This is a genomic window from Rhodovulum sp. ES.010 (assembly GCF_900142935.1).
GTDB lineage: Bacteria > Pseudomonadota > Alphaproteobacteria > Rhodobacterales > Rhodobacteraceae > Rhodovulum.
On record NZ_FSRS01000001.1, the window covers coordinates 1019724 to 1044444 of the forward strand.

The following is a 24721-nucleotide window of genomic DNA, read 5'->3' on the forward strand; positions in this document are numbered from 1 at the left end:
GCCTGACTCTCTATCTGCCGAAGGATGCCGCCGCCCTGGCGCTCGGCGCGGACGACGTGGCCGCGGCGCTGAAGGACGAGGCCGCGGCGCGCGGGATCGATCTGACGCTGGTGCGCTCGGGCTCGCGCGGGATGGTCTGGCTGGAACCGCTGCTGGAGATCGAACGCGACCGTGTCCGCTACGGCTTCGGGCCGCTGGAAGTTTCCGACGTAACCTCTATTTTCGACAGCGATTTCTCCGATCACGCCAAGGCGCTTGGCCCGGTCGAGGAGATCCCGTTCTTCGCTCGCCAGACGCGGCTGACCTTCGCCCGCTGCGGCGTGATCGACCCGCTGGATCTCGACGCCTACCGCGCCAATGGCGGGCTGAAGGGGCTCGACCGCGCGCGCGAAATGGCGCCAGACCAGATCGTGGCCGAGGTGACCGCCTCGGGCCTGCGCGGCCGGGGCGGCGCTGGCTTCCCGACCGGCATCAAATGGAAGACCGTGCTCGAGGCCGAGGGCACGCAGAAATACATCGTCTGCAATGCCGATGAGGGCGACAGCGGCACCTTCGCCGACCGGATGCTGATGGAGGGCGATCCGTTCTGCCTGATCGAGGGCATGGCGATTGCCGGGCGCGCAGTGGGCGCGAGTCGCGGCTATGTCTACCTTCGCTCGGAATATCCCCACGCGATCAAGACCTTCGGCGCCGCTCTGGATGTAGCACGCCGGGCCGACCTGCTGGGTGCCGTATTCGATATCGAGCTGCGCATCGGCGCGGGGTCCTATGTGTGCGGCGAAGAAACCGCGCTGCTGAACTCGATGGAGGGCAAGCGCGGCGTGGTGCGCGCCAAGCCGCCGCTGCCGGCGCACAAGGGCTTCATGGCGCGGCCGACGGTCGTCAACAACGTGATCAGCCTCGCCTCGGTGCCGGTGATACTGGCCGAGGGGGCGGAGAACTACAAATCCTACGGCCTCGGCCGCTCGCTCGGCACCGTGCCGTTGCAGGTGGCGGGCAACGTGCGCCGCGGCGGGCTGTTCGAGGCCGCCTTCGGCATGACGATTCGCGAGCTGGTCGAGGAGGTCTGCGGCGGCACCGCTTCCGGTCGCCCGGTCAAGGCAGTGCAGATCGGCGGCCCGCTCGGCGCCTATTTCCCGGCGCATCTGTTCGACACGCCGCTCGGCTACGAGGAATGCGACGCCGCCGGCGGGCTGATCGGCCATGCCGGGATCGTGGTCTTCGACGATACCGCCGACATGGGAAAGATGGCGCGCTTCGCGATGGAGTTCTGCGCCGTCGAAAGCTGCGGCACCTGCACGCCCTGCCGGATCGGCGCGGTCCGCGGCATGGAGACCATCGACCGCATCCTCGCCGGCGACCCCGAGGCGCCCGCGATCCTTGCGGACCTGTGCGAGACGATGCGCGACGGCTCGCTCTGCGCGCTGGGGGGCTTTACCCCCTACCCCGTCGAGAGCGCGCTGAAATACTTCCCCGAGGACTTCACGCGCCACAAGGAGGCCGCGGAATGAAAGACTTCATCCTCCCCGACCCCGATTTCGGCACGCCTGCCCATGCGTCCGACACCATCGTGACGCTGACCATCGACGGGTTCGAGGTGACGGTGCCCGAGGGCACGTCGGTTATGCGCGCCGCCGCCGAGCTCGGCATCGAGATCCCCAAGCTCTGCGCCACCGACAGCGTGGAGCCCATCGGCTCCTGCCGGCTGTGCCTCGTGGAAATCGAGGGCCGCCGGGGGACGCCCGCTTCCTGCACCACGCCGGTGGCGGACGGCATGCAGGTCCACACCCAGACGCCCAAGGTCGCCAAGCTGCGCCGGGGCGTGATGGAGCTTTACATATCGGATCACCCGCTCGACTGCCTGACCTGTGCCGCCAACGGCGATTGCCAGTTGCAGGACATGGCCGGCGCCGTGGGCCTGCGCGACGTGCGCTACGAATCCGGCGCCAACCATTTCGAGACCCGCCAGAACGGTGAGGCGAACCCGCGTTACGAGGCCAAGGACACATCCAACCCCTATTTCGACTACGACCCGTCGAAATGCATCGCCTGCTATCGCTGCGTGCGGGCCTGCGAAGAGGTGCAGGGGACCTTTGCGCTGACCGCTGAGGGCCGCGGCTTCGAGGCGCGGATCTCCACCGGCCATGACGACTTCCTGGGCTCCGACTGCGTGAGCTGCGGCGCCTGCGTGCAGGCCTGCCCGACCGCCACGCTGCAGGAGAAATCCGTGGTCGAGATGGGCACGCCCGACCGCGCCGTGGTCACCACCTGTGCCTATTGCGGCGTGGGCTGCTCCTTCCGCGCCGAGATGAAGGGCGACCAGCTCGTGCGCATGGTCCCCTCCAAGGACGGCAAGGCGAACCGAGGGCATAGCTGCGTCAAGGGCCGCTTCGCCTATGGCTATGCGACCCATCCCGACCGCATCCTGAACCCTATGATCCGCGACTCGATCGATGAGCCGTGGCGCGAGGTGACGTGGGACGAGGCGTTCGAATTCACCGCGAAGAAGTTCCGCGGCATCCAGGAAAAGCACGGGGTCGCCGCCATCGGCGGCATCACCTCGTCGCGCTGCACCAACGAGGAAACCTTCCTGGTGCAGAAGCTGATCCGCCAGGTCTTCGGCAACAACAACGTCGATACCTGTGCGCGGGTCTGCCATTCGCCCACCGGCTACGGCCTGAAAACCACCTTCGGCACCTCGGCTGGCACCCAGGATTTCGATAGTGTCGAACATGCCGATGTGGTGCTGATCATCGGCGCCAACCCCACCGACGGGCACCCGGTGTTCGCTAGCCGCCTGAAGAAGCGGCTCCGGCAGGGTGCCAAGCTGATCGTCGCCGACCCGCGCCGGATCGACCTGGTGCGCGGCCCCCATGTGCGCGCCGCCCATCACCTGCCGCTGCGCCCCGGCACGAATGTCGCGCTCCTCACCGCCATGGCGCATGTGATCGTCACCGAGGGGCTGGTGGACGAAGCCTATGTGCAAGAGCGTTGCGAGGTCGAGGCCTTCCGCGACTGGGCTGCATTCGTGTCGGAGGAGCGCCACAGTCCTGAGGCCACCGAGCCGCTCACCGGCGTGCCTGCAGACGACTTGCGCGCCGCCGCCCGGCTCTATGCCACCGGCGGTAACGCGGCGATCTACTACGGACTCGGCGTGACCGAGCATTCCCAGGGCTCGACCACCGTCATGGCGATCGCCAACCTCGCCATGGCGACCGGCAACGTCGGCCGTCCTGGCGTGGGCGTGAACCCGCTGCGCGGCCAGAACAACGTGCAGGGCGCCTGCGACATGGGCAGCTTCCCGCACGAGTTGCCGGGCTATCGCCACGTCCATGACGACACCACGCGCAAGACCTTCGAAAAGCTCTGGAACGTCGCGATCTCGGACGAGCCGGGGCTGCGCATCCCGAACATGCTGGATGCTGCCGTCCACGGCACATTCAAGGGCATCTACATCCAGGGCGAGGACATCCTGCAATCGGACCCCGACACGAAACACGTGGCGGCCGGCCTCGCGGCGATGGACTGCGTCGTGGTCCATGACCTGTTCCTGAACGAAACCGCGAACTACGCGCACGTCTTCCTGCCGGGTTCGACCTTCCTGGAAAAGGACGGGACGTTCACCAATGCCGAACGCCGGATAAACCGCGTCCGCCGCGTGATGACGCCGCTGAATGGGCTGGCCGACTGGGAGGTAACGCATCGCCTGGCGAACGCCATGGGCGCCGGCTGGACCTATGCCCACCCCTCCGAAATCATGGCCGAGATCGCCGCAACAACGCCCAGCTTTGCCGGCGTCAGCTACGATCTGTTGGAGCGCGAGGGGTCCGTCCAGTGGCCCTGCAACGAGAGCGCACCGAAGGGCACCCCGGTCATGCACATGGAGGGCTTTGTCCGAGGCCGGGGCCTGTTCTTGATTACCGACTACGTGCCCACCGACGAACGCACCGGCCCGCGCTTCCCGCTCTTGCTGACCACGGGGCGCATTCTGTCGCAATACAACGTCGGCGCCCAAACGCGGCGGACCGGCAACGCGGTCTGGCACGAAGAGGATGTGCTGGAAATCCATCCCCACGATGCGGAAACCCGCGGCATCGCCGAGGGCGACTGGGTGCGGCTGGCCTCGCGGTCAGGCGAAACGACACTGAAGGCGACGCTGAGCGACCGGGTCAGCCCGGGCGTGGTCTACACCACCTTCCACCATCCCGAGACCCAGGCCAATGTCGTGACCTCTGACTTTTCCGACTGGGCGACGAACTGCCCCGAATACAAGGTCACGGCGGTACAGGTGGCGCTGACCAACGGCCCGTCGGACTGGCAACGCACCTATGCCGAACGCGCCCGCGCCGCGCGCCGTATCCTGCCGGCGGCGGAATGAACCCCGGCATCGCCCGATCCTCTGCGCTGGCCGTCGGGCATGACGGGCCCCGGCGCGTGCCGCGGCAACTGCCCGAAGAGGTTCCGGCGGCGCTGTCCTACGATGGCACGACCCATGCGGTGATGCTGGCCAGCCCCACCGACCTCGAGGATTTCGCGCTAGGCTTCTCGCTGAGCGAGGAGATCGTCGAGTCCCCCGGGCAGATCGCCCGGATCGAGCGGATCGACCACGCCGATGGCATCGAGATGCGCATGTGGCTGGACGCAGGCCTCGGCGCGCGGCTGGTCGAACGGCGCCGCGCCTTTGCCGGGCCAGTGGGTTGCGGGCTATGCGGCATCGACAGCCTGAAGGCGGCGACCCGTCCCCTGCCCCGTCTGCCCGAGGGCGGGCTGCGCCTTGCCGCCCGCGACGTGGGCCAAGCGATGGCAGCACTCTCAGAGGCGCAACGCCTGCACAACGCCACCCGCGCCGTCCATGCCGCGGGGTTCTGGACCGAGGCCGAAGGGCTGGTAATCGCGCGCGAAGACGTGGGCCGGCACAACGCCCTCGACAAGCTGATCGGCGCGCTGGCCCGCCGGGGGCGCGACGCTTCGGGCGGGCTCATCGCGATAACCTCGCGCGTGTCCATTGAGCTTGTCGAGAAGGCCGTTCTGGCCCGCGCGCCTGTGCTCGTCGCCGTCTCCGCCCCCACCGACCGCGCCGTCGCCGCGGCCGACGCGGCCGGTCTTACGCTCATCGCGCGCGCACGCGGCGCAAGCTTCGACATTCACACCCATCCCGACCGGATCGCTTTCAAGGAGGTTCCCCATGGCGCCTGAGAAACTCGTCTACATGGCCAACCAGATCGCGCGGGCCTTCGCCCACCTGCCCAACGATCAGGCCGCCAAGTCCGTCGCCGCCCATATCGACGCGTTCTGGGACCCCAGGATGCGCGCGATGCTGCTGGAGCGGGTGGAAGCCCGCGACCCCGAGATCGACCCCCGCGTGCGCCGCGCCGCCGAGCAGGTGCGCCCGCCCCAGACCGCCTAAGACGGGCAGGCGCCTAACGCCGCCCCGCGAAGGTCAGCGGCAGCGTGAAACTGTAACGCGCCTTCTGAAGTCCCCCGGGCGCGGACGGAAAACGGCCTGCCCCGCGGACTGTAGCCAACGCAGCGCGGTCGAGCACGGGGTCGCCAGCGCTTTGCCTCAGCCGCACCGAGACCAACCGTCCGTCGCGGCCCACCACGAGGTCAACCATCGCCCGCCCTGTCGCGCGCGTGCCCCGCGGATAGCGATGAACGCGCGCGAGCCGCGCGAGGATCTGCGCGCCCCATTCCGCGCGCAGCGCCCGTGTGCGTGCCGGCGACACCGCCGGGGCGGCACGCGTTAGCTCCGCCTGCCCGGCCGCGCCCTTGCGCTCGGCCCCGCGGGCCGTCTGGGCCGCTGAGGGCGGCGGCACCGACGGGCGCGGGGCGGCCGCGGTCACCTCGGGCGGCCGGTCGCGGGCCGCGCGCTCGGGGGCTCGGGGGCCGGGCCTCGGCCGCGGGCGGGTCAACTCGGCCGGGACATCGACGCGACCGGGTGCGGGCGGCTCGAAAAGTCGCCGTACCTCGGCCAACGCGGGGCGCACCGGGCCCGGCGGCGCCAGCTTATGGGTCGGCATATCGGCCTTCGGCTTACCGAGCGGCGGCACCGCCGGCGCCCGGGCAAGTCTATCGGCCTCAGGCGACGGCCCGCGGGACACGGTAGCTTTCGGCGGGTCGACACGCGGCGCGTCCACTTGAGCCTGCGGCGCGGCTTGCCAGTCCTCGGCGAGACGCGACAGCAACGGCGGCGCCGCGGCCAGCGTAACGGTCGCCTCACCGCCATCGCCCGCGCCCCCGGCCGCGCCGCCTTGCGGCCCCGACGCAAGGCCGAAGGCCGCAACGTGCAGCCCCGCCGCCAGCGGCAGGAACAGCGATATCTCGGCAAGCCGCCTCATCGCGCCAACGTCTGCAAGCGCAACCGGGTCTGCCCCGCCGTTGCAAGGCGCTGCGCAAGGCGGGCCAGGTCAGTCGCCTCGGCCCCAGCATCGGCGCGGATCACCAGCGGCGCGGCGGCATCGCGCCCGGCCAGCGCCGCGAACACCGCCTCGCCCCGTGCCGCACCATAGGCAAGCCGGCCATCGGCGCCGAGATACAGTACATCGCCCGCCACCGGCGTGCCGCCTTGCGCCTTGGGCGGCTCCGTCTTGAAGGGTTCGGGCGGGGCGAGCCGTGCGCTTATCACGAAGAAGATCAGCAGCAGGAAGACGACATTTATCATCGGGACGACACTCTCGCCCCGTGTCCGCCGCGTCTGGGTGCCGAAATCGAACATCGCCTACTCCACCAGCACGAGCCCCGAGAACCCGGCCGCGCCAAGCCTCTCCATCGCGTCGACCAGCGCCTGCAGGTCGGCACCCGCGCGAGGGCGAACCAGGATCGGGTCGGCGAGGCTATCGGTCAGCCCGCCGAGGTCGTCGATCAGCGCAGCCGGTGCCGTCGGCACGCCGTTCAGCCGCAGTCCGTCCGGCCCGACCTCGACAAGCCGCGGCGGCCCCTGCCAGTCGGCCGCGCCTCCCTGCGCAGGCGCGATCTCGATGCCCGCTTGCGGCCCGAAGCGGGCGGCGATCATGAAGAACACCAGCAACAGGAAGACCACGTCGATCATCGGGGTGAGGCTCGGTCGGCGCGCGGGGCGCGGAGCATCGAAGGCGAACATCACCCGCCCTCCCCGGCCAGGAACAACCGCGTCGCCAGATCCTCCATGTCGGCGCGCGCACTGTCGGCCACCGCCTCGAACCAGGTCAGCGCCATCGCGGCCGGAATCGCCACACTCATGCCGGCCGCCGTGGTCAGCAACGCCTCCCAGATGCCGCCCGCAAGGTCCGAGGGATCGGCCGCCGCCCCCGACGCCTCGAGCGCCTGGAACGCGTCGATCATGCCCAGCACGGTGCCGAGCAGCCCCAACAGCGGCGCGATCACCGCGATCAGTTCCAGCGCGCGCAGCCCCTCGCGCGCCTCGGACAGCAGGCGCCGGGCGATACGGGTGGTCTCCTCGCGCGCCATGGCCTCGGGCCAGCCGGCGCCCAACGCCTCGATCGCCGCGCGCACCAGGCGCGCGCGCAAACCAACCCGGCCCGCGACGGCCGCCGCGGCCTCGTCGCGTGCACCGCCCTGCCAGAGCGTGACCGCGCGCTCGGCGCGGCGCCCCGCGAAGGCGCCGAGCGCGACCAGCCGCCAGAGCTTCCACAGGATCAGCGCGAGCGTCGCCACAGACAGCGCCGCGATTGCCCAGATCGCCGGGCCGCCCCGCAACAGGAATACCGTCAACGCCTCCATCACGCCCCCCCGTTCCACAGCGCCGCCGCGATCGCGTCCAGCCCCTCGGTCAGCGCGGCGGGGCCCGGCGACAGGATCAGCGGCGACTTGATCTCGTGTATCCGGCCCGCGGCGACCGCCGGCACCGCGTCCCAGCCGGGCCGGGCCGCGATCCGCTCGGGCCGCACCTTCTTGCCGCACCAGGACGCGAGGATCACCTCGGGCGCGGCGGCGATCACGTCGGCATCGGCCACCACGCGGTCCTCCGCGGCCTGCCGGGCGGCCAGGTGGCGGAACACGTCGCGCCCGCCCGCCGCCTCGATGAGGTCCGACACCCAGCCGATGCTCGACAGGCGCGGCTCGTCCCATTCCTCGAAATAGACGGCCGGGCGGTATGCGCGGGGGGTGGCGCGCAATGCCGACAGCCGCGCCTCGTAGCCAGCCGCCAGCGCCTCGGCCAGCTCCGGCACGCCGGTCAGCACGCCGAGGAAGCGGATCATCGCGAGGATTCCGCCGACATCGCGCTGATTGAAGGCATGGACAGCCACGCCCGCGCGGATCAGTTCGGCCGCAATCTGATGCTGGATGTCGGAGAACGTCAGAACCAGATCCGGGTCGAGGGCGAGGATTTTCGGCACATCCGCGGAACTGAAAGCCCCCACCCGCGGCTTTTCGCGCCGTACGCGGGCGGGCCGCACCGCATAGCCGGTGACGCCGACGATCCGGTGCTCCTGGCCAAGGAGGTAGAGCGTCTCGACCGCCTCTTCGGTCAGGCAGACGATGCGGTCGGGCGGGAAACGTCGAGTCATGCCACGACCTCCACCGGCTGAACGACCGGCCCGTCCGCCGTATCGGAGATATAGGCGCGCAGGCCGAAGACACGGGCCAACAAGTCTTCGGTCAGCACCTCCCGCGGCGGGCCATCGGCCTCCAGCCGGCCACGGTGCAGCACCAGAAGGCGTGTGCAGTAGCGCGCCGCAAGGCCGAGATCGTGGAGCGCGGCGAGCACCAGCCGTCCCTCGGCCGCGAGCCGGGCGAAAAGCCGCATCGTGGTGATCTGGTGGGCGGGGTCGAGCCCGGCGATGGGTTCGTCGGCCATCAGGATCGGCGCCTCCTGCGCCAGTGCGCGAGCGATGAGAACCCGCGCTTGCTCGCCGCCCGACAGCGCGGTGGCACGGCGGTCGGCGAAGGCCGCGAGGTCCATCCGCGCGAGCGCCGCGGCGATGGCGCGGCGGTCGGCGTGGCCGACCCGACCGCCGCGGCCCAAATGCGGCGTTCGGCCAAGACCCACAAGCGTTTGAACGCTGACCGGCCATGCGATCTCGCGCATCTGCGGCAGCCAGGCCGCGGTACGGGCGCGTTCACCGGCCGAAAGCCGCGCCAGGCTTGATTGCCCCGCATGCGCCGACAGGCCGAGCGCCGCGCGCATCAGCGTTGTCTTGCCCGCGCCGTTCGGTCCCAGCAGCCCGACGAACGCGCCCGAACGCAACTCGGCGCTGACATCGTCCACCACCGGGCAGGGACCGCGCCGGACGGTCAGGTGCGACAGCGTCAGGCCGGTCATGCGCCCACCTCCCGCCGGGTCTTGTAGATCAGGTGGAAGAAGAGCGGCGCCCCCACGATGGCTGTCAGCACCCCGAGCTTGAGATCACGCTCGGGCACCAGCAGCCGCACGGCCAGGTCCGAGGCCAGTAGCAACGCCGCGCCCCCCAGCGCCGAGGCGAAGAGCAGACGGCCGGGCCGCGCCCCGACCAGCGGGCGCAACAGGTGCGGCACCACCAGGCCGACGAAGCCAATGGCACCCGCCACCGCCACGCCCGCCCCCACGCAGGCCGCCACTCCAAGCACCAGCGCGAGGCGCAACCGCGCCAGCCGCACGCCAAGCGCCTCGGCCGCGTCCTCGCCCAGCGTCAGCGCGTCGAGCCCGCGCCCCAGCCCCGCCAGCAGCGCCCACCCGGCGAGCGTCAGCGGCAGTGCGAGCCAGACATGCGTGAAAGACCGGTCGGCGAGCGAGCCCATCATCCAGAACACGATATCGGCAGCGGCATACGGGTTGGGCGACAGGTTCAGCACCAGCGACGTGAGCGCCGCGGCCAGCGCCGACAGGGCGATCCCCGCCAGGATCAGGGTGAACGCGCCGCCGCGCGGCCCCGCGAGCAGCAGCAAGAGCCCCACCGCGATCAGCGCGCCCAGCAGCGCCGCGCCCGGCAGCGCCAGTGCATGGGCCGCCGCAAGCCCGGTCTGCAAGGCGAGCACCGCGCCTAGCGCTGCACTCGAAGACACGCCGATAAGTCCCGGCTCTGCCAAGGGGTTTCGAAGATACCCCTGGAGCGCGGCACCCGACAGACCGAGGCTTGCCCCGACCAGCACCGCGAGGATCGCCCGCGGCAGCCGGATCTCGCGCATCACCAAGGCGGCCGCGTCACCCCGGCCGGTGACGAGCGCGGCAAGACTTTCACCTGGCGCAAGTCCTGCAGGGCCAACCAGAAGAGAGCCGACGAACAGCGCCGCAACCAGTGCTGCAAGCGCGCCTATCAGCAGCCGATACCTCACCGGCCGCCTCCGGGGGCTGGCACGATCGCGCAGGGCTGGCGCAGTGGTGTCATCGGTTCGGTCCCCTCGCCCATCCTGTCCCAGTCCGGGCGGGCGCTGGGGCCTGCCGCAGACGGTGCCTCGTCACCTCTGCGGTCTGGCCGCCTCCGGTTCGCGCCCCGCGCCCGGAAAGGGTGATCTCGCCTCGGCAGGTCTCCTGGCTTGCGGGTCGTCGCTTGGCTGGCCTTCCCGGGGCATTGCGCCCAGTGGCACCTCTCAGCCGCGCTCTCCGCCTACAGTTGCGGGGGCAGCCGCGGACTTGCCCCGTTGCCGGGGCGCACCGCGTTCCCTTTTCATCCGTCCCTTTCGGAGCGGAACCGAAGTGGCCTTTTGCCTAGCGTATCGGGCGCGCATGTCAAATCCGAATCGATCTGTCCGCAGGCAATCGCGCATACCGCTGGGCGCGGTTGAAACAGCGGCGTGCCTGACACCTTCCTGCATGGCGCCCTGGCCCGCCCCCTGGTCCCGCGGCCGTGATCTGCGCCCGCTCGCGACCGCCTTCGCAAGGTCCGCCGCATGGCGTAGGCTTGCGTTGGCCAAGCACAGGAGGTTGCCATGCACAAATGCGTTCTCGCGCTGCTCGTCGCCCTGATGCTGGGCTTGCCCGCCGTGGCCCAGCAGGCGGCCGACACCGTCGCGCCGGAGGCCGCCGCCGAGACGCCGGCGGCATTCGCCGGTCTGTCGCCCGACGCCGCGTCGGCATGGGAGGCGAAGCAGTCAGGCCGCCCCACGCAGGCACGGGACTGGATGGTCGCGGCGGCCAACCCCCTTGCCGTCGAGGCCGGGGCACGCGTCCTGCGCGCCGGCGGCAGCGCGGCCGATGCCATGGTGGCGGTGCAGGCCGTCCTGGGGCTTGTGGAGCCGCAATCCTCGGGTCTGGGCGGCGGGGCATTTCTCGTCTGGTACGACGCCCAAACCGGCACCGTCACCACGCTGGACGGCCGCGAAACCGCCCCGCTCGCGGCGACCCCGCGCCTGTTCCAGACCGCGGACGGGGAGCCGCTGGCCTTCTTCGACGCCGTGGTAGGCGGGCGCTCGGTCGGCACCCCGGGCACGCCGATGCTGCTGGAGGAGGCGCATCGCCGCTGGGGGCGGGCCAACTGGGCGGGGCTTTTCGACGACGCCATCCGACTGGCCGAGGCCGGGTTCAAGGTCTCGCCCAGGCTGGCCGATCTCGTCGCCGCCGACGCCGACCGGCTGCGCCTGTTCCCGGCGACCGAGTCATATTTCTTTCCAGACGGCGGGCCCCCCACCGCGGGCGAAACACTGACCAACCCCGCCTATGCAGACACCCTGCGCCGCCTCGCTCAAGATGGCAGCCGGGCCGTCTATACCGGTGCCGTGGCCGAAGACATCGTCGCCGCCGTGCGCGGGGCAGAGGGCAATCCCGGCGTGCTGTCGACCATCGACCTCGCACTCTATCGGGTGAAGGAGCGCCCCGCGGTCTGCGTGGAATATCGCGCCCATGACGTCTGCGGAATGGGCCCGCCCTCCTCCGGCGGGCTGACGGTCGGTCAGATCCTAGGCTTGCTGGAACAATACGACCTTTCCGCGCTGGGGCCGGATAACCCTGAAAGCTGGCGTCTGGTCGGCGATGCGGCGCGGCTCGCCTTCGCAGACCGGGGTCGCTACATGGCCGACAGCGATTTCGTGCCGGTCCCGGTCGAGGGACTCGTGGACCCGGCCTACCTTGCCTCGCGCGCCCGGCTTCTGGCCGGCGACGACGCCCTGCCCGAGGTCGCGCCGGGCACACCGGAGTGGGACCATGCGCGGGCTTGGGCCGACGACGCCTCGATCGAGTTTCCGTCCACCTCGCATATCTCGATCGTCGATGCGGACGGCAACGCGCTTTCGATGACCACGACCATCGAGAACGGTTTCGGGTCGCGACTGTTCGTACGAGGCTTCCTGCTGAACAACGAACTGACGGATTTCTCCTTCCGGTCCCATGCCGACGGCCTGCCCATCGCCAACCGGGTCGCGCCAGGCAAGCGGCCGCGCTCGTCGATGGCACCGACCATCGTGCTGCGCGACGGCGCGCCGGTGCTGGTGATCGGCAGCCCTGGCGGCAGCCGGATCATCGGTTACGTGGCCCAGGCGATCATCGCCCATCTCGACTGGGACATGAACTTGCAAGAGGCCGTGGCGATGCCGCATCTCGTGAACCGCTTCGGCACTTACGACCTTGAGGCGGGCACCACCGCTTCCAACCTTGCACCCGCGCTAGCGCGGCTGGGCTACGAAACCCACCTGCGCGACCTGAACTCGGGCCTCCACGCGATCGCCGTCGGGTCAATCCTGCAGGGTGGCGCCGATCCTAGGCGGGAGGGGATCGCCCTCGGCGATTGACCGGAGCCCTCCGCTAGGTGCCTGTTGCATTGATCTGCAACAATGCGGCATCGCAGCAAACCGCTAGGCTGCGAGGCAACGTCAACCGGGCATCGGTATGGAGGGTGGCATGCGAAGCTTTGGACCGGCTGCGATCATCTTATTTCTGGCTGCGACGCCGCTTGCGGCGCAGGAGGAGCAGGAGGCCCTCGATTTCGGGGACGACAGCTTCCGCGCCGGGGGCACCGTCGTCTTCGAAGCCACCGGCACCGACGATCTGTTCATGGCGGGCGAAACACTGCGCGCGCAGGCTGACATCTCTGGCTCGGCCCATCTTGCCGGTCGCCGGGTGACGATGGCGGGCGACGTGGGCCAGGACGCCTACCTCGCCGGCATGGATGTCGTGCTGGAGGGCGAGGTCGCGGGCGACGCCACGCTGGCGGGCTACGATGTCCGCGTCGGCCCCGTGGGGGGCGATCTGCGGGTGTCGGGCTCCAAGCTGTCGCTGGAGGGGGCGGTTGCGGGCTACGCGCTGGTGGCCGGCGAAAAGGTGCGCATCGACTCGGTCCTGAACGGCGATGTGGGGCTCTCGGCGCGGGAGCTGGAGTTCGGTGAGGGCGCACGGATCGAGGGAAGGTTGATCCTCTACGAGGAAAGCCAAGGAACCCTCGAGATACCCGAAACCGTGGTGCCGGCGGAGCGGGTCGAGCGGCGCGACATGTCGGCGTGGCATGACGCGGCGGGCGAACGCAGGGGAATCGGGTGGGCCGCCGCAATCGGCAGCTTCGTGACCGGCGTGCTGGTGGTTTCGGCATTGGCCGCGCTGATCGCGGCGATCATTCCCCAGACGCTGGCCGACATGCGCCGCGACCTGCTCGCGCGTCCGTTCCGCAATCTCGGCATCGGGTTCGTCACGCAATCGGCGCTGGTCGGCTCGGCGGTCCTCTTCGCCTTGACCATCATCGGCATCTTTCTCAGCCCGGCGGCCGTGCTGGTCGCGTTGCTCGCCGGGTTCGCAGGTTATGTCGTCGGGGTCTATGCGTTCGGTGTCGGGCTCCTACTAGCGTTCGGGCGGCCCGAACCCGGCAGCATCGGCCAGCGCGCGGTCGCCGGCGGGATCGGCGCGCTGGTCGCCGGGCTGATCGCGCTCATCCCGCTGCTGGGATGGCTCTTCGTGCTCGCGCTTGTGCTGGCCGGGATCGGCGCGATCATGACCCGACTCCTGCATCGCGAAAATGCCCCGGCGGCCTGAGCCCGGGCGCCATCACCCCGACCGGAGCGCGCGGGCCATGCACGCGATGTGATTGGACGCGGCGCGGTTACGCGTGCATCCTTTCGCCATGCAGCGCGTCCTTGCCTGGATCACCGCCGCGGCCCTGGCCGCGCCGGCGGCCGCCGACGGCATCGAGGTAGACCTCGAACTGGTCCTAATGGTCGATGTCTCGCGGTCGATGACGCCGCGCGAGCTCGACATCCAGCGTCGCGGCTATGCCGCCGCATTGCGCTCGGACGCGGTCCATGCCGCGGTCCGGTCGGGACTGCTGCAACGCATCGCCGTCAGTTACGTGGAATGGTCGGGCACGCAGGAGGTGATCGTGCCTTGGCGCCTGCTCGAAACCCGCGCGGATCTCGACGCCTTCGCCGGCGCGCTTGCGACCGAGTTCCACTCGGCCCTCCGCAGGACATCGATTTCAGAGGCACTTATCTTCGGCGCGGCCTGGATAGAAGCGAACGGCTATAGCGGTCTTCGACGCGTGATCGACGTGTCCGGCGACGGGCCGAACAATCAGGGCCGGCCGGTGACGGAAGCCCGCGACAGGGTGCTGGCCGAAGGGATCGTTATCAACGGCCTGCCGCTGATGACGCGCGACGGCATGGGCAGCCGCTGGCACCTGGATGATCTCGACATCTATTACGAAACCTGCGTGATCGGTGGCCCCGGCGCATTCGCTGTGCCGGTGCGGCAGTGGGAGGATTTTCCAGAGGCGGTGCGGCGCAAGCTGGTTCTCGAGATCGCCGGGACCGCTGCACGACCCGACATGGTACCGGCGCAGGGCGTCCCCCGCGCCCCGCGCGACTGCATGATCGGCGAAAAGCTCTGGCGCGACCGGCGCGGCGATTGGGACATGCCGTAGACCCGGCCCCGACCATGGCAGACCCGTGCGCCGGGCCATGCCGGGCGAGGCCTCCCGAACTTGCGCTGGATCATTGCCCGGCCCGGCCCCGGGGGGCGAAGGTTGCACCAGCTAGGACTCGGGGCGCGGCGAGAAGCGCCGGACCGGCCGGGACTGATCTGGTGCCCCCGCTCTGCGCCCCGGAATGAACGAGGCCGGGATGACGCATGTGGCATACGGGGTCTGGGACGGGGTTGTCTATAACGGGCGCACGCCCGGCATGCAGGCTCCCGATGACCTGCTGCGAAACTTCCACGAGTTCGACGACGGCAACAGGATCCGCGCCTTTTTCGGGGACCGGGGTTTTTTCGTGTTCGACGAGTCCGTGAGCCTCGTGGACGCGCTCTACCGCTACATGGCCAAGGCGGCCGCGCAATCGTGCGGCGTCTGCACGCCGTGCCGGATGGGCACGGTGCTGGTGCGCGACGCGCTGGACGACATGCGGCGCGGGCTGGACCCCACGCTTGGCTTGGACGAGATAGAGACGCTGGCCACGCAGATGCGCGAGACCTCGCTATGCGGCCTGGGGCAGACCTGCGCCGTAGCGCTTCTGGACGCGGTGCGAAGCTTTGGTCCCCGGCTAAAGGAGGAAACCGCGCCGCACCGGCCGATCAAGGCCCAACATGGCATGACCTATGTCACGGCGCCCTGCATCGAGGCCTGCCCGTCGAAGATCAACGTGCCGCGCTACATCGATTACGTGCGCGACGGCAAGCCGGAGAACTCGCTGGGCGTTCTGCTTCAGAAATACCCGATGGCGGCCACCTGTGGCCGGGTCTGCGTGCGCTATTGCGAACAGGCCTGCCGGCGCAAGTTCGTGGACGAGGCGGTCGGCATCAAGACGCTGAAACGCTACGTCGCCGACCAGCAATCGGGCCCGCACGCGCTGAAATTCACCCGCGACATGATCCGCAAGCCGTTGGACCCCGACATGCGCGTGGCGGTGGTCGGCGCGGGGCCTGCGGGCATTTCCTGCGCCTATCACCTGCTCTTGCGCGGCTACCATGTCGACGTGTTCGAGAAATCCGACCAGGCCGGCGGCATGGCGCAGATCGGCATCCCCAGCTACCGGCTGCCCAAGGACACGCTGGCGATGGAAACCGATATCATTGTCGATCTCGGAGGGCGGTTCCTGTTCGGCCAGCAGCTGGGCCGGGACTTCTCGATCGCCGAGTTGTTCACGCGCGGCTACAAGGCGGTGTTCCTCGGGCTCGGCTGCCAGGCGGGCTCGCAGCTGGGCGTCGCGGGCGAGGACGTCGCGCGAGCGGGCTATTTCAGCGGCATCGACTTCCTGCTGAAGGTGCACGACCATGTCGACGGCACCCAGCCGCTCGCGCTCTCGGGCGAGGTGGTGGTGGTCGGCGGCGGCAATGTCGCGATGGATTGCGTCCGCTCCGCGATCCGGCTGGGGGCCGAGAAGGTGCATGTCGTCTACCGCCGCACGCTCGAGGACATGCCCGCCGACCCGAAGGAAATCGAGGATGCCGAGGAAGAGGGCGTGGTGTTCCACACCCTGACCAACCCGACCCGCATCCTGACCGAGAACGGCCGCGTTACCGGCGTCGTGGTCGCGCGCATGGAACAGACCGAGCCCGACGAAAGCGGCCGGCGCAAGGTGCGCCCCGTCCCGGGCAGCGAGGTCATGATGCCCTGCGAGGCGATCATCGCCGCGATCGGCCAGCAGGTCGAGGACGGCTCGGTGATCGAGGAGGACGGCGTCGCGCTCGACCGCTGGCGCTGCGTGGCCGCCGACACCGCGCTGGCGACCTCGCGGCTCGGCGTCTTTGCCGGCGGCGACTGCGTGACCGGGCCCTCGACGCTGATCTGGGCGATGGCCGACGGGCTGAAGGCCGCGCGAAATATCGACGACTGGGTGCAGCGCGGCTCGGTCCGGTTCTACAAGCGCGCGCGGATGCGCAGGCTGATCGCCGACAACGAGTTCCTCGCCAACGACGTGGTCGAGACGCCGGTCCGGAACGCCTATCGTGTGCACAACCCCGAGCTCGACCCAGACCTGCGCAAGCACATGTTCGAGGAGGTCGAACAGACGATCAGCGCCAAGGCGGCCTACGCCGAGGCGCAGCGCTGCATGCGCTGCTACCGCGTCTATACGGTCGTCACCCGGCACCCGATCCCGGAAGGAGCAATCTGAACCATGTGTCCGTCCGACCACCCGATCCGCGACCCTGCCGAGGCGACCGTGTCGCTCTCGATCAACGGCACCGCCTGCATGGGCTTCCCGAACGAGACGATCCTGGCCTGTGCGCGGCGTCACGACATCTACGTGCCGACGCTGTGCGAACTCGACGACATCGACCACATTCCGGGCACCTGCCGGGTCTGCGTGGTGGAGATCCTGCAAGAGGGCCGCGACGCCCCGCAGATCGTCACCGCCTGCAACACCCCCGTGCGCGAGGGGCTGGAGGTGCAGACGCGCTCGAAGCGCGCGCGCGACATGCAGCGGCTGCAGGTGGAACTGCTGATGGCCGACCACCTGCAGGACTGTGCCACCTGCATCCGCCACGGCGATTGCGAGTTGCAGGACCTGGCGCAATTCGTCGGGCTCAGGGAGAACCGCTTCTTCGACCGCGCCCGGACCGAGGCCCGGCCCATCGACCTGTCGTCGCCCGCGATGGTCCGCGACATGACCCGCTGCGTGCGCTGCCAGCGCTGCGTCGCGATCTGCCGTCACCACCAGGAGGTCGACGCGCTGGTGATGGAGGGTACCGGGCTCGACCGGGTGGTGGCGCTGCGCGATGCCGACGATTACGCCGATTCGATCTGCGTCTCCTGCGGGCAATGCGTGCTGGTCTGCCCCACCGGCGCGCTGGGCGAGCGGGACGAGACCGACCGCGCGCTCGACATGATCTGCGACCCGGACCTCGTGACCGTGGTCCAGTTCGCCCCCGCCGTCCGCGTTGCCTTCGGCGAGGAATTCGGCATGGCGCCCGGCACCAATGTCGAGGGGCAGATCGTCGCCGCCTGCCGCAAGATCGGCATCGACGTGGTGCTGGACACGAATTTCGCCGCAGATGTCGTCATCATGGAGGAAGGCACCGAGCTTCTGACACGGCTCAAGGAGGGGCGGCGGCCGATCTTCACCTCCTGCTGCCCGGGCTGGATCAACTTCGCGGAAATCCACTTCCCCGAAATCCTGCCGCTGTTGTCCTCGACCAAGTCGCCGCAGCAGGTGCTCTCGACCGTGGCCAAGACCTGGCTGCCCGAAAAGCTGCGGGTCGACCCCGAGCGCCTTCGCGTGATCTCGATCATGCCCTGCGTCGCCAAGAAGGACGAGGCGGTGCGCCCGCAACTGACCCATGACGGGGTGCCCGAGACCGATGTCGTGCTGACCACACGCGAATTCGCGCGGCTGTTGCGCCGCGAGGGGATCGACCTGAAGGACCTGGAACCCTCCGGCTTCGACAGCCCCTGGATGAGCGAGTATTCCGGCGCGGGGGCAATCTTCGGCACCACCGGCGGCGTGATGGAGGCGGCGGTGCGCACCATCTACGCCATCGTCAACGGCCGCGAGCTGGACCGGATCGAGCTGACGCAGCTTCGCGGGTTCGAGGGCATCCGCGAGGCGCGCGTCGATCTGGGCGGCGCGGTCGGCGAGGTGAAGGTGGCGATGGTCCACGGGCTCGGCGACACGCGCAAGCTGGTCGAGAAGGTGCTGGCGGGTGAGGCCGATTACGATTTCATCGAGGTCATGGCCTGCCCCGGCGGCTGCGTCGACGGGGGCGGCTCGCTGCGCTCGAAGAAAGCCTACCTACCGCTCGCGCAGAAGCGGCGCGAGACGATCTACGCCGTCGACCGCAACGCCAGGGTCCGCCAGTCGCACAACAACCCACAGGTCCAGGCGCTCTACCGCGAGTTCCTGGGCGCGCCGAATTCCGAACTGGCGCACCGCCTGCTGCACACCAGCTACGAGGACCGGCGGCGCGAACTGACGCATACCGTAAAGAAAATCTGGGACGACATCACCATGAGCACGATGGTGTACTAGGGCACCGAACCGCCGCGATGCCAAGGACGCACCGATGAGCCTGCCTTACGCCCCCCTGCCCCACCGGCGCGAAGTTCTGCACGGTCTCGCGGCGCTGTCGGTCTGCGGTCTCGCCCCGGCCCTGGCCCGGACCGCAGCGCAGGCGAAATCGCTGACGCTATGGGGGATCCCGGCCTCGCCCTCTGCGGTCTTCGCCCGCGCCGCCGCGTCGGACAGGCTGCAGGCCGTCTCTCCCGGAGCACGGTTCGACATCTGGACAAGCACCGACCAGATGCGCGCCGGCGTGGCCTCCGGCGACTTCGCGCTGTTCGCCGCGTCGACCTACGCGGCAGCGAACTTTTACAACCGCGGCGCGGGCACGCGCATGATCAATGTCGTCACGTGGGGCCTGCTCTACGTGATGGCGCGGGACGACAACGTCCGCACCATCGGCGACCTCGCCGGCAAAACGGTCCTGCTGTCGAACCGGCACGAGGCGCCCGACCTGGTGTTCCGGATGGTCCTGATCTGGGCGGGGCTGGACCCCGACCGGGACGTCAGGCTCGACTATGTCGGCTCTCCAGGGGAGGCCGCGCCGCTTTTCCTGGCCGGGCGCGGCGACGTCGCGCTTCTGCACGAGCCGGCGGCCACCGCTGCGTTGATGCGGGCCGAGGCAGAGGGCGTGCCCATCGTCCGCGCCATCGATCTGGCCGAGGTCTATGGCCGCCATACTGGCCGCGGACCGCGAATTCCGCAGGTGGGGCTCGCGGCGAGCGCGCGCCTCTGCGCGGAGGCGCCCGAACTGGTGAACGCGGCGCATGCGGCCTGCGTCGAGGCCGGCGCCTGGGTGCGCGCCCATCCCGAAGCGGCGGCGGCGGCGACCGCTCCGCTGCTGGGCCTACCCGCCGCCGCCGTCGCGAACTCGCTGCGCTTCGTTCGGCTCGAGGTCACGGCGGCCCGCGCGGTGCGCGACGATATCGACGTGTATTTCGGCAATCTCCTCGCGCTCGTGCCTGGCATCTTAGGCCACCGCCTGCCCGACGCGCGTTTCTACTGGGGGTGAGCGCGTGATGGCCGGCAAACCATCACGAACATCGCGCCTTTGGGGCTTGGCGGGGCTAATGGTTCTTCTGGCGCTATGGGAGTGGGGTCACCGAGCCTACGGGCCGCTGGTGCTGCCCGGTCTTGACGACACGGCACTGGCGCTCCTGCGTCTGGTCGAGGACGGACGCGTCGGCCCGGCCTTGGCCGAAACCGCCGGGAATGCCGGCGTGGGCTGGGCCGCCGGCGCCCTCGCGGGTCTGGCGGCGGGCACGCTTGCCGGCCTGCGTGACGCGGTCCAGCGCGCGTTGCAGCCGGTGGCGGTCGTCTTCCTCGGCATCCCCGCGATCGCCTGGGTGGTTATGGCGCTGTTGTGGTTCGGCGGGCGCTGGGCGGTAGTCTTCACCGTCGCTGTCGCGACCGGGCCGCTGGTCTTCGCCGCCGCAGTCGAGGGCGTGCGCAGCCTCGACGGCGCGCTTTTGCGCATGGCGCGCGCGTTCCGCGTGCCCGTGACGGCCCAACTGGTCCACCTTCATGCGCCCCACATGCTGAGCCACCTGTTCCCCGCCTTCGCGACCACGCTCGCAATGTCGTGGAAGGTCTCGGTCATGGCCGAACTTCTCGCCGGGGCGGGCGGCATCGGCGACGGCCTGGCGCGGGCGCGGGCGCATGTCGACACCGCCGAGATCATGGCCTGGGTCGTCGTCGTGGTGGGCGTTCTGGTGGTTGTCGATCTCGCCCTGCTCCAACCCTTGCAGCGGCGGATGTGGTTCTGGCGTGACGACGGGCGGAGCGTCGGGCGATGACTGGCATCCTGCTGCGTCTCGAAGGCGTGGAGTTCGCCTATGATGGCGCGCCGGTGCTCTCGGGAATCGATCTGGCTCTGCCTGCGGGGCAGTTCACAGGGGTCATCGGGCCGTCCGGGTGTGGCAAGAGCACGCTGGTCGCGCTCGCTGCGGGTCTCATTGCGCCCGACGCGGGACGGGTGCTGCGCCACGACCGGCGGCTTGGGATCGTGTTCCAGGACCCCGCGCTTTTGCCCTGGCGGACGGCGCTCGGCAATGTCGCCTTCCCTCTGCTCGGCCAGGGACTGACGCGGTCCGCGCACCACGCCCGGGCCGTGCGCGCGCTGGACCAGGTGGGTCTGGCGCCGGAGGATGCCCGGAAGTACCCGCGCCAGCTTTCGGGCGGCATGCGGCAGCGCGTGGCGCTTGCCCGTGCCCTGGCGGTCGCGCCCGACCTGCTGCTCTGCGACGAACCCTTCGGCGCGCTCGACAACCGCGTGCGGCGCGAGTTGAGAGCCCGGTTGCGCGCAATCCACGACCGGACGGGCCTGACAACCCTATTCGTGACCCACGACCAAGACGAGGCGATGGAGATTGCCGATCTCGTCGTCGTAATGTCGACGGGCCAGATCGAACAGGTGGCGCCACCCGCCGAGCTTCGCGCTCACCCCGCCAACGCCTTCGTCTGCGCCTTTACCGCTGCCTGAGCCGTTCGATGGCTGCGGCCACAGGCGGTTCGGCAGTGCTTTCTCCTCCCGGCCGCTAACCGGAGGCGGTATGACCTGCCACTGATCTTTCATCCAGCCGCGACCGGAGCCCGGTTGGTGTTTACGCCAAATGGCGCGGGTTGAGCAATCGCCCGACGCGCGGAGCTCTCATCTCGCGCAGCGGGTCGGGCGATTGCGGTGGTCAGGGTCTGCGCGTAGTCAGCCGGGGTCTGATAGCCCAAGGCCGAATGGGGGCGCTCGGTGTTGTAGTCGGCGACCCAGGCGGCGATCAGGTCGCGGGCATGGGCGAGGTTACGAAACAGCGTCTCGTTCAAGAACTCGTCCCGCATCCGGCCGTTGAAGCTCTCGACAAAGCCATTCTGCATCGGCTTGCCCGGCGCGATGTAGTGCCATTCGATCCGGTTCTCGGCGCACCACTTCAGGATCGCGTTCGAGGTCAGTTCCGTCCCGTTGTCCGACACGATCATTCCCGGCTTGCCGCGACGTTCGATCAGCGCCGTCAGCTCCCGCGCGACGCGCCGGCCGGAGATCGACGTGTCCGGGATCGCGGCGAGGCATTCGCGCGTGACGTCATCGACGATGTTCAGCACCCGGAACCGCCGCCCGCACGCGAACTGGTCATGGACGAAATCCAGTGACCAACGGGCATTTGCGCGCGCCTCGACCAGGATCGGGGCGCGGGTGCCGATGGCCTTGCGCCGCGCGCGCCGCTTGCGGACGGTCAGCCCTTCCTCGCGGTAAAGCCGGTAGATACGGTTGATCCCCGAGGGCTCGCCCTCCCGCCGGAGCAGGACGAAGAGCCGCCGGTAGCCGAACCGCCGACGCTCGTTGGCAAGCTCCCGCAATCGGCCGCGCAGTTCCGTGTCGGGTGCGCGTTGCGACCGGTAGCGGATCGTCTTCCGATCCGCGCCGGCAATCTGGCACGCCCGTCGTTCCGACAGCCCGAACCGGGCCTTCAGATGCGCGACCGCCTCGCGCTTCACGACGGGCGTCACCACTTTTTTGAAACCAGCTCGCGCATCGCGGCCAGATCCAGCATCTGCTCCGCCAGCAGCTTCTTCAACTTGGCGTTCTCGTCCTCGAGCGCCTTCAGCCGTTTGGCCTCTGACACCGTCATGCCGCCGTATTTGGCTTTCCAGTTGTAGAACGTCCCCTCCGACATGCCGTGCTTGCGGCACAGATCGGCACACTTCGCCCCGGCCTCATGCTCGGCCAGGATGCCGATAATCTGCTCTTCGCTGTATCTCGTTCGCTTCATTGTCCGTCCCCTCCTTGGGTCGGACTCTAATCGCAGGTGGAGGAAAAATCCCGTGGCAGGTCATTGCCTGTCCAACTCTTAAGTCTTTGATATAGAGAGAAATGGCGGACGGGATGGGACTTGGATCGAACGTTCTCCAGTTGGACGCCTCCGGAAACCTATCGCTTTGCGTCTCACGTCATGATTCACTCCTGCCGAGGCGGCGGGAGATGATCGATGGCGAAGCAGGCTGGGTTTTGGAGCGTTGAGGATCGGCTGGTGGAGATCTCGGACCGGGGCGATCCGCTGGAGACGCTGGACGCGACCGTGGACCTTGAGATGTTCCGGCCGATCCTGGAGCGGGCTGCCAGGAAAAGCGCTCGCCGAAGGGAGGGCGGCCTGCGATGGACGTGGTGCTCAAGTTCCGGATGCTGGTCTTGCAGAGTCTGCACGGGCTGAGCCTCAAGGCGACGGAACGCATGGTCCGGGACCGGCTCAGCTGGATGCGGTTCTGCAGGCTCGGCATCGCCGACCCGGTGCCGGACGCGAACACGCTCTGGAATTCGGGGAGGCGCTGATCCGCGCTGAGGTGCTGCCCCGAAACCGCACCAGCCTGCGCACCTGTCCGCCAAAACCCCCACCGCCAGGCGAAATTGACAGGTTCTCGGAGGTGTCCGGTTGATCACCCACGAAAATCAAGTACCCACTAAGTTATCCTTATGCGTAAGAGGTCATTGATGCGCCCAATTCTCAGAGTAGACACGTCAATCGTTGTCAACAATTGGAAAACGCTAAATCGGCTAGTAGGCTCGACAGTTTCATGCGTTCCCGTCGTAAAGGCAAACGCGTACGGCCTTGGAGTCGAGCAAGTTTCCTTAGCCTTGACTAAGGCTGGCGTGGCTTCTTTCTTCGTAGCGGATGCGACCGAGGGAAGTGAGCTTCGCAAGATAGTCGGCGGCGCTCCTGAAATCTATATTCTGGGAGGATACATTGAATTCTATTCAAAGAATTATGCCCAAGATATTCTCGTCCCCCTGCTGAATTCGAGCGAAAGCGCCATAAAATTTCTCAGAGATTTCCCCCACCTCGACTATGGGGTCCAGATAGAAACTGGACTCAATAGATTGGGACTGAGCGCCTCAGAGCTCGATCGTCTCCACACCAAGTTAACACCTCGCCCACCCAAGCTGATAATCAGTCACTTGGCTTGCGCCGATGACCCCAAAGCCAACATGAACACCAGACAACTATTAAAAACGATTGAAATCGCCTCGACCCTCCCCAGAACTCCCAACACAAAAGTCTCCATAGCTGGATCAGACGCTTTACTAATTGACGATCGCTTCCACATGGACATGGTTCGCCCCGGCGTTTCTCTTTACTGCGGTGGTTTTCTCCCAAAACTGCAAGATCCCATTAGCATTACCGCGAGGGCAATAAAGAGCCAAATAATTCAGAGGGGCGAAACGGTTGGTTATGGAGCCACATGGACTGCGTCGAAACCTACGCGTATAACAACATTGTCAGCAGGCTACGCAGATGGGATACCCCGAAATTTTAATGGCGACCTCAGCTTCTTTGCCGACGGAGTTAGTTGCCCCACCGTGGGGAGGATATCAATGGATCTTGTGACCATCGATACCACTCATCTTGATGATGTGCCAACCCATTTTGAGTTGATTGGCGATCATCAAACTTTGAAAGAATTTGCGAACTCTATTGGAGAAATTCCGAATAGTCTATTGACCAGCTTTGGCGCCTGCATGAGACATCATTATACAACAGAGACAAGTTGACGGGTCGTATGACATCAAGCTTTGAATATTTCGAAACCCTCCCGCCGCAAGGCGTCCTTGACCATCTCGATGAATTCTGAAGGGCTCGAGGCTGCGGGTCCAAATTCTTGTTCCACCCGCTGCATGATAGCGTCCAGCTCCTCCTTTCCCGTGCCCTCACCCTTCCAATTGGCATAGATCCGAAACATCGCTCCGGAGTGAGTGAAGTTGAGAATGTGCCGTTCCATCTTTTCCTCCTCGCTTTCCGCTTGACGGTTTTTCCAAGTGAATGTTACGCCACTTGTTGGAAACAACCATCCGTCTAATGACACTTTTACCATCCGGTTGGGTCTGTCTTCATTGATCATCTCAGGGTTG

The 24721-nt window shown here is 68.2% G+C and carries 23 protein-coding genes and 1 riboswitch; of the genes, 14 read left to right on the forward strand and 9 right to left on the reverse strand.

Annotated elements, in window-relative coordinates:
* Positions 1-2 precede the first annotated feature (2 nt).
* The 4 genes from BUR28_RS05100 to BUR28_RS05115 are packed head-to-tail and all read left to right on the forward strand — an operon-like array spanning position 3 to position 5407.
* Positions 3-1511: an NADH-ubiquinone oxidoreductase-F iron-sulfur binding region domain-containing protein gene (locus BUR28_RS05100; protein WP_074221518.1), complete on the forward strand. Its 1509-nt coding sequence runs from the start codon at positions 3-5 to the stop codon at positions 1509-1511.
* Positions 1508-4378 carry a formate dehydrogenase subunit alpha gene (fdhF, locus tag BUR28_RS05105; protein ID WP_074219144.1) on the forward strand — a complete coding sequence of 957 codons (2871 nt, stop codon included), beginning with the start codon at positions 1508-1510 and terminating at the stop codon, positions 4376-4378. Before BUR28_RS05100 ends, fdhF begins: the two co-directional genes overlap by 4 nt.
* Positions 4375-5196 carry a formate dehydrogenase accessory sulfurtransferase FdhD gene (fdhD, locus tag BUR28_RS05110; protein ID WP_074219145.1) on the forward strand — a complete coding sequence of 274 codons (822 nt, stop codon included), beginning with the start codon at positions 4375-4377 and terminating at the stop codon, positions 5194-5196. The genes fdhF and fdhD overlap by 4 nt, the downstream gene beginning before the upstream one ends.
* The gene (locus tag BUR28_RS05115) at positions 5186-5407 is read left to right on the forward strand and encodes a formate dehydrogenase subunit delta (protein ID WP_074219146.1); all 222 of its coding nucleotides are present in this window, start codon (positions 5186-5188) and stop codon (positions 5405-5407) included. The genes fdhD and BUR28_RS05115 overlap by 11 nt, the downstream gene beginning before the upstream one ends.
* A gap of 13 nt (positions 5408-5420) precedes the next feature.
* On the opposite strand, the gene BUR28_RS05120 is transcribed toward BUR28_RS05115, so the two are convergent.
* From BUR28_RS05120 to BUR28_RS05150, 7 genes are read right to left on the reverse strand one after another with little or no spacing between them, the layout of a single operon-like run.
* Entirely contained in the window at positions 5421-6338 is a 918-nt protein-coding gene (locus BUR28_RS05120) for an energy transducer TonB family protein (RefSeq protein ID WP_074219147.1), read from the reverse strand.
* Positions 6335-6715, reverse strand: coding sequence for an ExbD/TolR family protein (locus tag BUR28_RS05125; RefSeq protein WP_074219148.1), 381 nt, complete (start codon positions 6713-6715; stop codon positions 6335-6337). Before BUR28_RS05125 ends, BUR28_RS05120 begins: the two co-directional genes overlap by 4 nt.
* 3 nt (positions 6716-6718) lie before the next feature.
* Positions 6719-7099, reverse strand: coding sequence for an ExbD/TolR family protein (locus tag BUR28_RS05130; protein WP_074219149.1), 381 nt, complete (start codon positions 7097-7099; stop codon positions 6719-6721).
* On the reverse strand, positions 7099-7719 hold the full coding sequence (locus tag BUR28_RS05135; RefSeq protein ID WP_074219150.1) for a MotA/TolQ/ExbB proton channel family protein: 621 nt from the start codon (positions 7717-7719) through the stop codon (positions 7099-7101). The genes BUR28_RS05130 and BUR28_RS05135 overlap by 1 nt, the downstream gene beginning before the upstream one ends.
* Complete coding sequence (locus BUR28_RS05140; RefSeq protein ID WP_074219151.1) at positions 7719-8507, reverse strand: cobalamin-binding protein; 789 nt, start codon at positions 8505-8507, stop codon at positions 7719-7721. The genes BUR28_RS05135 and BUR28_RS05140 overlap by 1 nt, the downstream gene beginning before the upstream one ends.
* The gene (locus BUR28_RS05145) at positions 8504-9262 is read right to left on the reverse strand and encodes an ABC transporter ATP-binding protein (protein WP_074219152.1); all 759 of its coding nucleotides are present in this window, start codon (positions 9260-9262) and stop codon (positions 8504-8506) included. Before BUR28_RS05145 ends, BUR28_RS05140 begins: the two co-directional genes overlap by 4 nt.
* Positions 9259-10251, reverse strand: coding sequence for a FecCD family ABC transporter permease (locus BUR28_RS05150; protein ID WP_074219153.1), 993 nt, complete (start codon positions 10249-10251; stop codon positions 9259-9261). Before BUR28_RS05150 ends, BUR28_RS05145 begins: the two co-directional genes overlap by 4 nt.
* Before the next feature lie 168 nt (positions 10252-10419).
* Positions 10420-10627: riboswitch (cobalamin riboswitch) on the reverse strand.
* A gap of 218 nt (positions 10628-10845) precedes the next feature.
* Between BUR28_RS05150 and ggt the strand changes: the two genes are divergently transcribed.
* The 8 genes from ggt to BUR28_RS05190 all read left to right on the forward strand — a co-directional run bounded on the left by ggt (position 10846) and on the right by BUR28_RS05190 (position 21310).
* Complete coding sequence (ggt, locus tag BUR28_RS05155) at positions 10846-12639, forward strand: gamma-glutamyltransferase (RefSeq protein WP_074219154.1); 1794 nt, start codon at positions 10846-10848, stop codon at positions 12637-12639.
* Positions 12640-12748: 109 nt separating this feature from the next.
* Complete coding sequence (locus BUR28_RS05160) at positions 12749-13870, forward strand: DUF8173 domain-containing protein (RefSeq protein ID WP_254813689.1); 1122 nt, start codon at positions 12749-12751, stop codon at positions 13868-13870.
* 88 nt (positions 13871-13958) lie between these two features.
* Positions 13959-14753, forward strand: coding sequence for a DUF1194 domain-containing protein (locus BUR28_RS05165; RefSeq protein ID WP_074219155.1), 795 nt, complete (start codon positions 13959-13961; stop codon positions 14751-14753).
* A gap of 199 nt (positions 14754-14952) precedes the next feature.
* Positions 14953-16944 (forward strand): FAD-dependent oxidoreductase, encoded by a 1992-nt coding sequence (locus tag BUR28_RS05170; protein ID WP_074221520.1) that lies wholly within the window; start codon positions 14953-14955, stop codon positions 16942-16944.
* 3 nt (positions 16945-16947) lie between these two features.
* On the forward strand, positions 16948-18798 hold the full coding sequence (locus BUR28_RS05175; protein WP_074219156.1) for a [FeFe] hydrogenase, group A: 1851 nt from the start codon (positions 16948-16950) through the stop codon (positions 18796-18798).
* A 34-nt stretch (positions 18799-18832) separates the two neighbouring features.
* Positions 18833-19840, forward strand: coding sequence for an ABC transporter substrate-binding protein (locus BUR28_RS05180; protein WP_074219157.1), 1008 nt, complete (start codon positions 18833-18835; stop codon positions 19838-19840).
* A gap of 58 nt (positions 19841-19898) precedes the next feature.
* Complete coding sequence (locus BUR28_RS05185) at positions 19899-20624, forward strand: ABC transporter permease (RefSeq protein WP_217693506.1); 726 nt, start codon at positions 19899-19901, stop codon at positions 20622-20624.
* On the forward strand, positions 20621-21310 hold the full coding sequence (locus tag BUR28_RS05190) for an ABC transporter ATP-binding protein (protein ID WP_074219159.1): 690 nt from the start codon (positions 20621-20623) through the stop codon (positions 21308-21310). The genes BUR28_RS05185 and BUR28_RS05190 overlap by 4 nt, the downstream gene beginning before the upstream one ends.
* Positions 21311-21399: 89 nt before the next feature.
* On the opposite strand, the gene BUR28_RS05195 is transcribed toward BUR28_RS05190, so the two are convergent.
* Positions 21400-22589, reverse strand: a protein-coding gene (locus BUR28_RS05195) for an IS3 family transposase (protein ID WP_139307446.1) whose coding sequence is annotated in 2 segments (ribosomal slippage) — positions 21400-22337 and positions 22337-22589 — 1191 coding nt in all. Because the reading frame shifts where the segments join, the coding sequence is not laid out codon by codon here.
* Between the two features lie 383 nt (positions 22590-22972).
* Between BUR28_RS05195 and BUR28_RS19265 the strand changes: the two genes are divergently transcribed.
* A complete protein-coding gene (locus BUR28_RS19265; RefSeq protein ID WP_139307488.1) occupies positions 22973-23146 on the forward strand; it encodes a transposase in 174 nt (57 codons plus the stop codon).
* A gap of 159 nt (positions 23147-23305) precedes the next feature.
* Positions 23306-24364 carry an alanine racemase gene (alr, locus tag BUR28_RS05215; protein WP_074219161.1) on the forward strand — a complete coding sequence of 353 codons (1059 nt, stop codon included), beginning with the start codon at positions 23306-23308 and terminating at the stop codon, positions 24362-24364.
* 14 nt (positions 24365-24378) lie between these two features.
* Here the strand turns inward: alr and BUR28_RS19270 are convergent, their stop codons facing one another.
* Entirely contained in the window at positions 24379-24711 is a 333-nt protein-coding gene (locus BUR28_RS19270; protein ID WP_139307489.1) for a hypothetical protein, read from the reverse strand.
* Positions 24712-24721: the final 10 nt, after the last annotated feature.

What these genes read in the sequence shown, in the direction of transcription:
- fdhF (WP_074219144.1), top strand. Translation starts at nt 1,508, where the DNA reads ATGAAAGACTTCATCCTCCCCGACCCCGATTTCGGCACGCCTGCCCAT.
- fdhD (WP_074219145.1), top strand. Translation starts at nt 4,375, where the DNA reads ATGAACCCCGGCATCGCCCGATCCTCTGCGCTGGCCGTCGGGCATGAC.
- BUR28_RS05115 (WP_074219146.1), top strand. Translation starts at nt 5,186, where the DNA reads ATGGCGCCTGAGAAACTCGTCTACATGGCCAACCAGATCGCGCGGGCC.
- BUR28_RS05120 (WP_074219147.1), bottom strand. Translation starts at nt 6,338, where the DNA reads ATGAGGCGGCTTGCCGAGATATCGCTGTTCCTGCCGCTGGCGGCGGGG.
- BUR28_RS05125 (WP_074219148.1), bottom strand. Translation starts at nt 6,715, where the DNA reads ATGTTCGATTTCGGCACCCAGACGCGGCGGACACGGGGCGAGAGTGTC.
- BUR28_RS05130 (WP_074219149.1), bottom strand. Translation starts at nt 7,099, where the DNA reads ATGTTCGCCTTCGATGCTCCGCGCCCCGCGCGCCGACCGAGCCTCACC.
- BUR28_RS05135 (WP_074219150.1), bottom strand. Translation starts at nt 7,719, where the DNA reads ATGGAGGCGTTGACGGTATTCCTGTTGCGGGGCGGCCCGGCGATCTGG.
- BUR28_RS05140 (WP_074219151.1), bottom strand. Translation starts at nt 8,507, where the DNA reads ATGACTCGACGTTTCCCGCCCGACCGCATCGTCTGCCTGACCGAAGAG.
- BUR28_RS05145 (WP_074219152.1), bottom strand. Translation starts at nt 9,262, where the DNA reads ATGACCGGCCTGACGCTGTCGCACCTGACCGTCCGGCGCGGTCCCTGC.
- ggt (WP_074219154.1), top strand. Translation starts at nt 10,846, where the DNA reads ATGCACAAATGCGTTCTCGCGCTGCTCGTCGCCCTGATGCTGGGCTTG.
- BUR28_RS05160 (WP_254813689.1), top strand. Translation starts at nt 12,749, where the DNA reads ATGCGAAGCTTTGGACCGGCTGCGATCATCTTATTTCTGGCTGCGACG.
- BUR28_RS05165 (WP_074219155.1), top strand. Translation starts at nt 13,959, where the DNA reads ATGCAGCGCGTCCTTGCCTGGATCACCGCCGCGGCCCTGGCCGCGCCG.
- BUR28_RS05170 (WP_074221520.1), top strand. Translation starts at nt 14,953, where the DNA reads ATGACGCATGTGGCATACGGGGTCTGGGACGGGGTTGTCTATAACGGG.
- BUR28_RS05175 (WP_074219156.1), top strand. Translation starts at nt 16,948, where the DNA reads ATGTGTCCGTCCGACCACCCGATCCGCGACCCTGCCGAGGCGACCGTG.
- BUR28_RS05180 (WP_074219157.1), top strand. Translation starts at nt 18,833, where the DNA reads ATGAGCCTGCCTTACGCCCCCCTGCCCCACCGGCGCGAAGTTCTGCAC.
- BUR28_RS05185 (WP_217693506.1), top strand. Translation starts at nt 19,899, where the DNA reads ATGGTTCTTCTGGCGCTATGGGAGTGGGGTCACCGAGCCTACGGGCCG.
- BUR28_RS05190 (WP_074219159.1), top strand. Translation starts at nt 20,621, where the DNA reads ATGACTGGCATCCTGCTGCGTCTCGAAGGCGTGGAGTTCGCCTATGAT.
- BUR28_RS19265 (WP_139307488.1), top strand. Translation starts at nt 22,973, where the DNA reads ATGGACGTGGTGCTCAAGTTCCGGATGCTGGTCTTGCAGAGTCTGCAC.
- alr (WP_074219161.1), top strand. Translation starts at nt 23,306, where the DNA reads ATGCGCCCAATTCTCAGAGTAGACACGTCAATCGTTGTCAACAATTGG.
- BUR28_RS19270 (WP_139307489.1), bottom strand. Translation starts at nt 24,711, where the DNA reads ATGATCAATGAAGACAGACCCAACCGGATGGTAAAAGTGTCATTAGAC.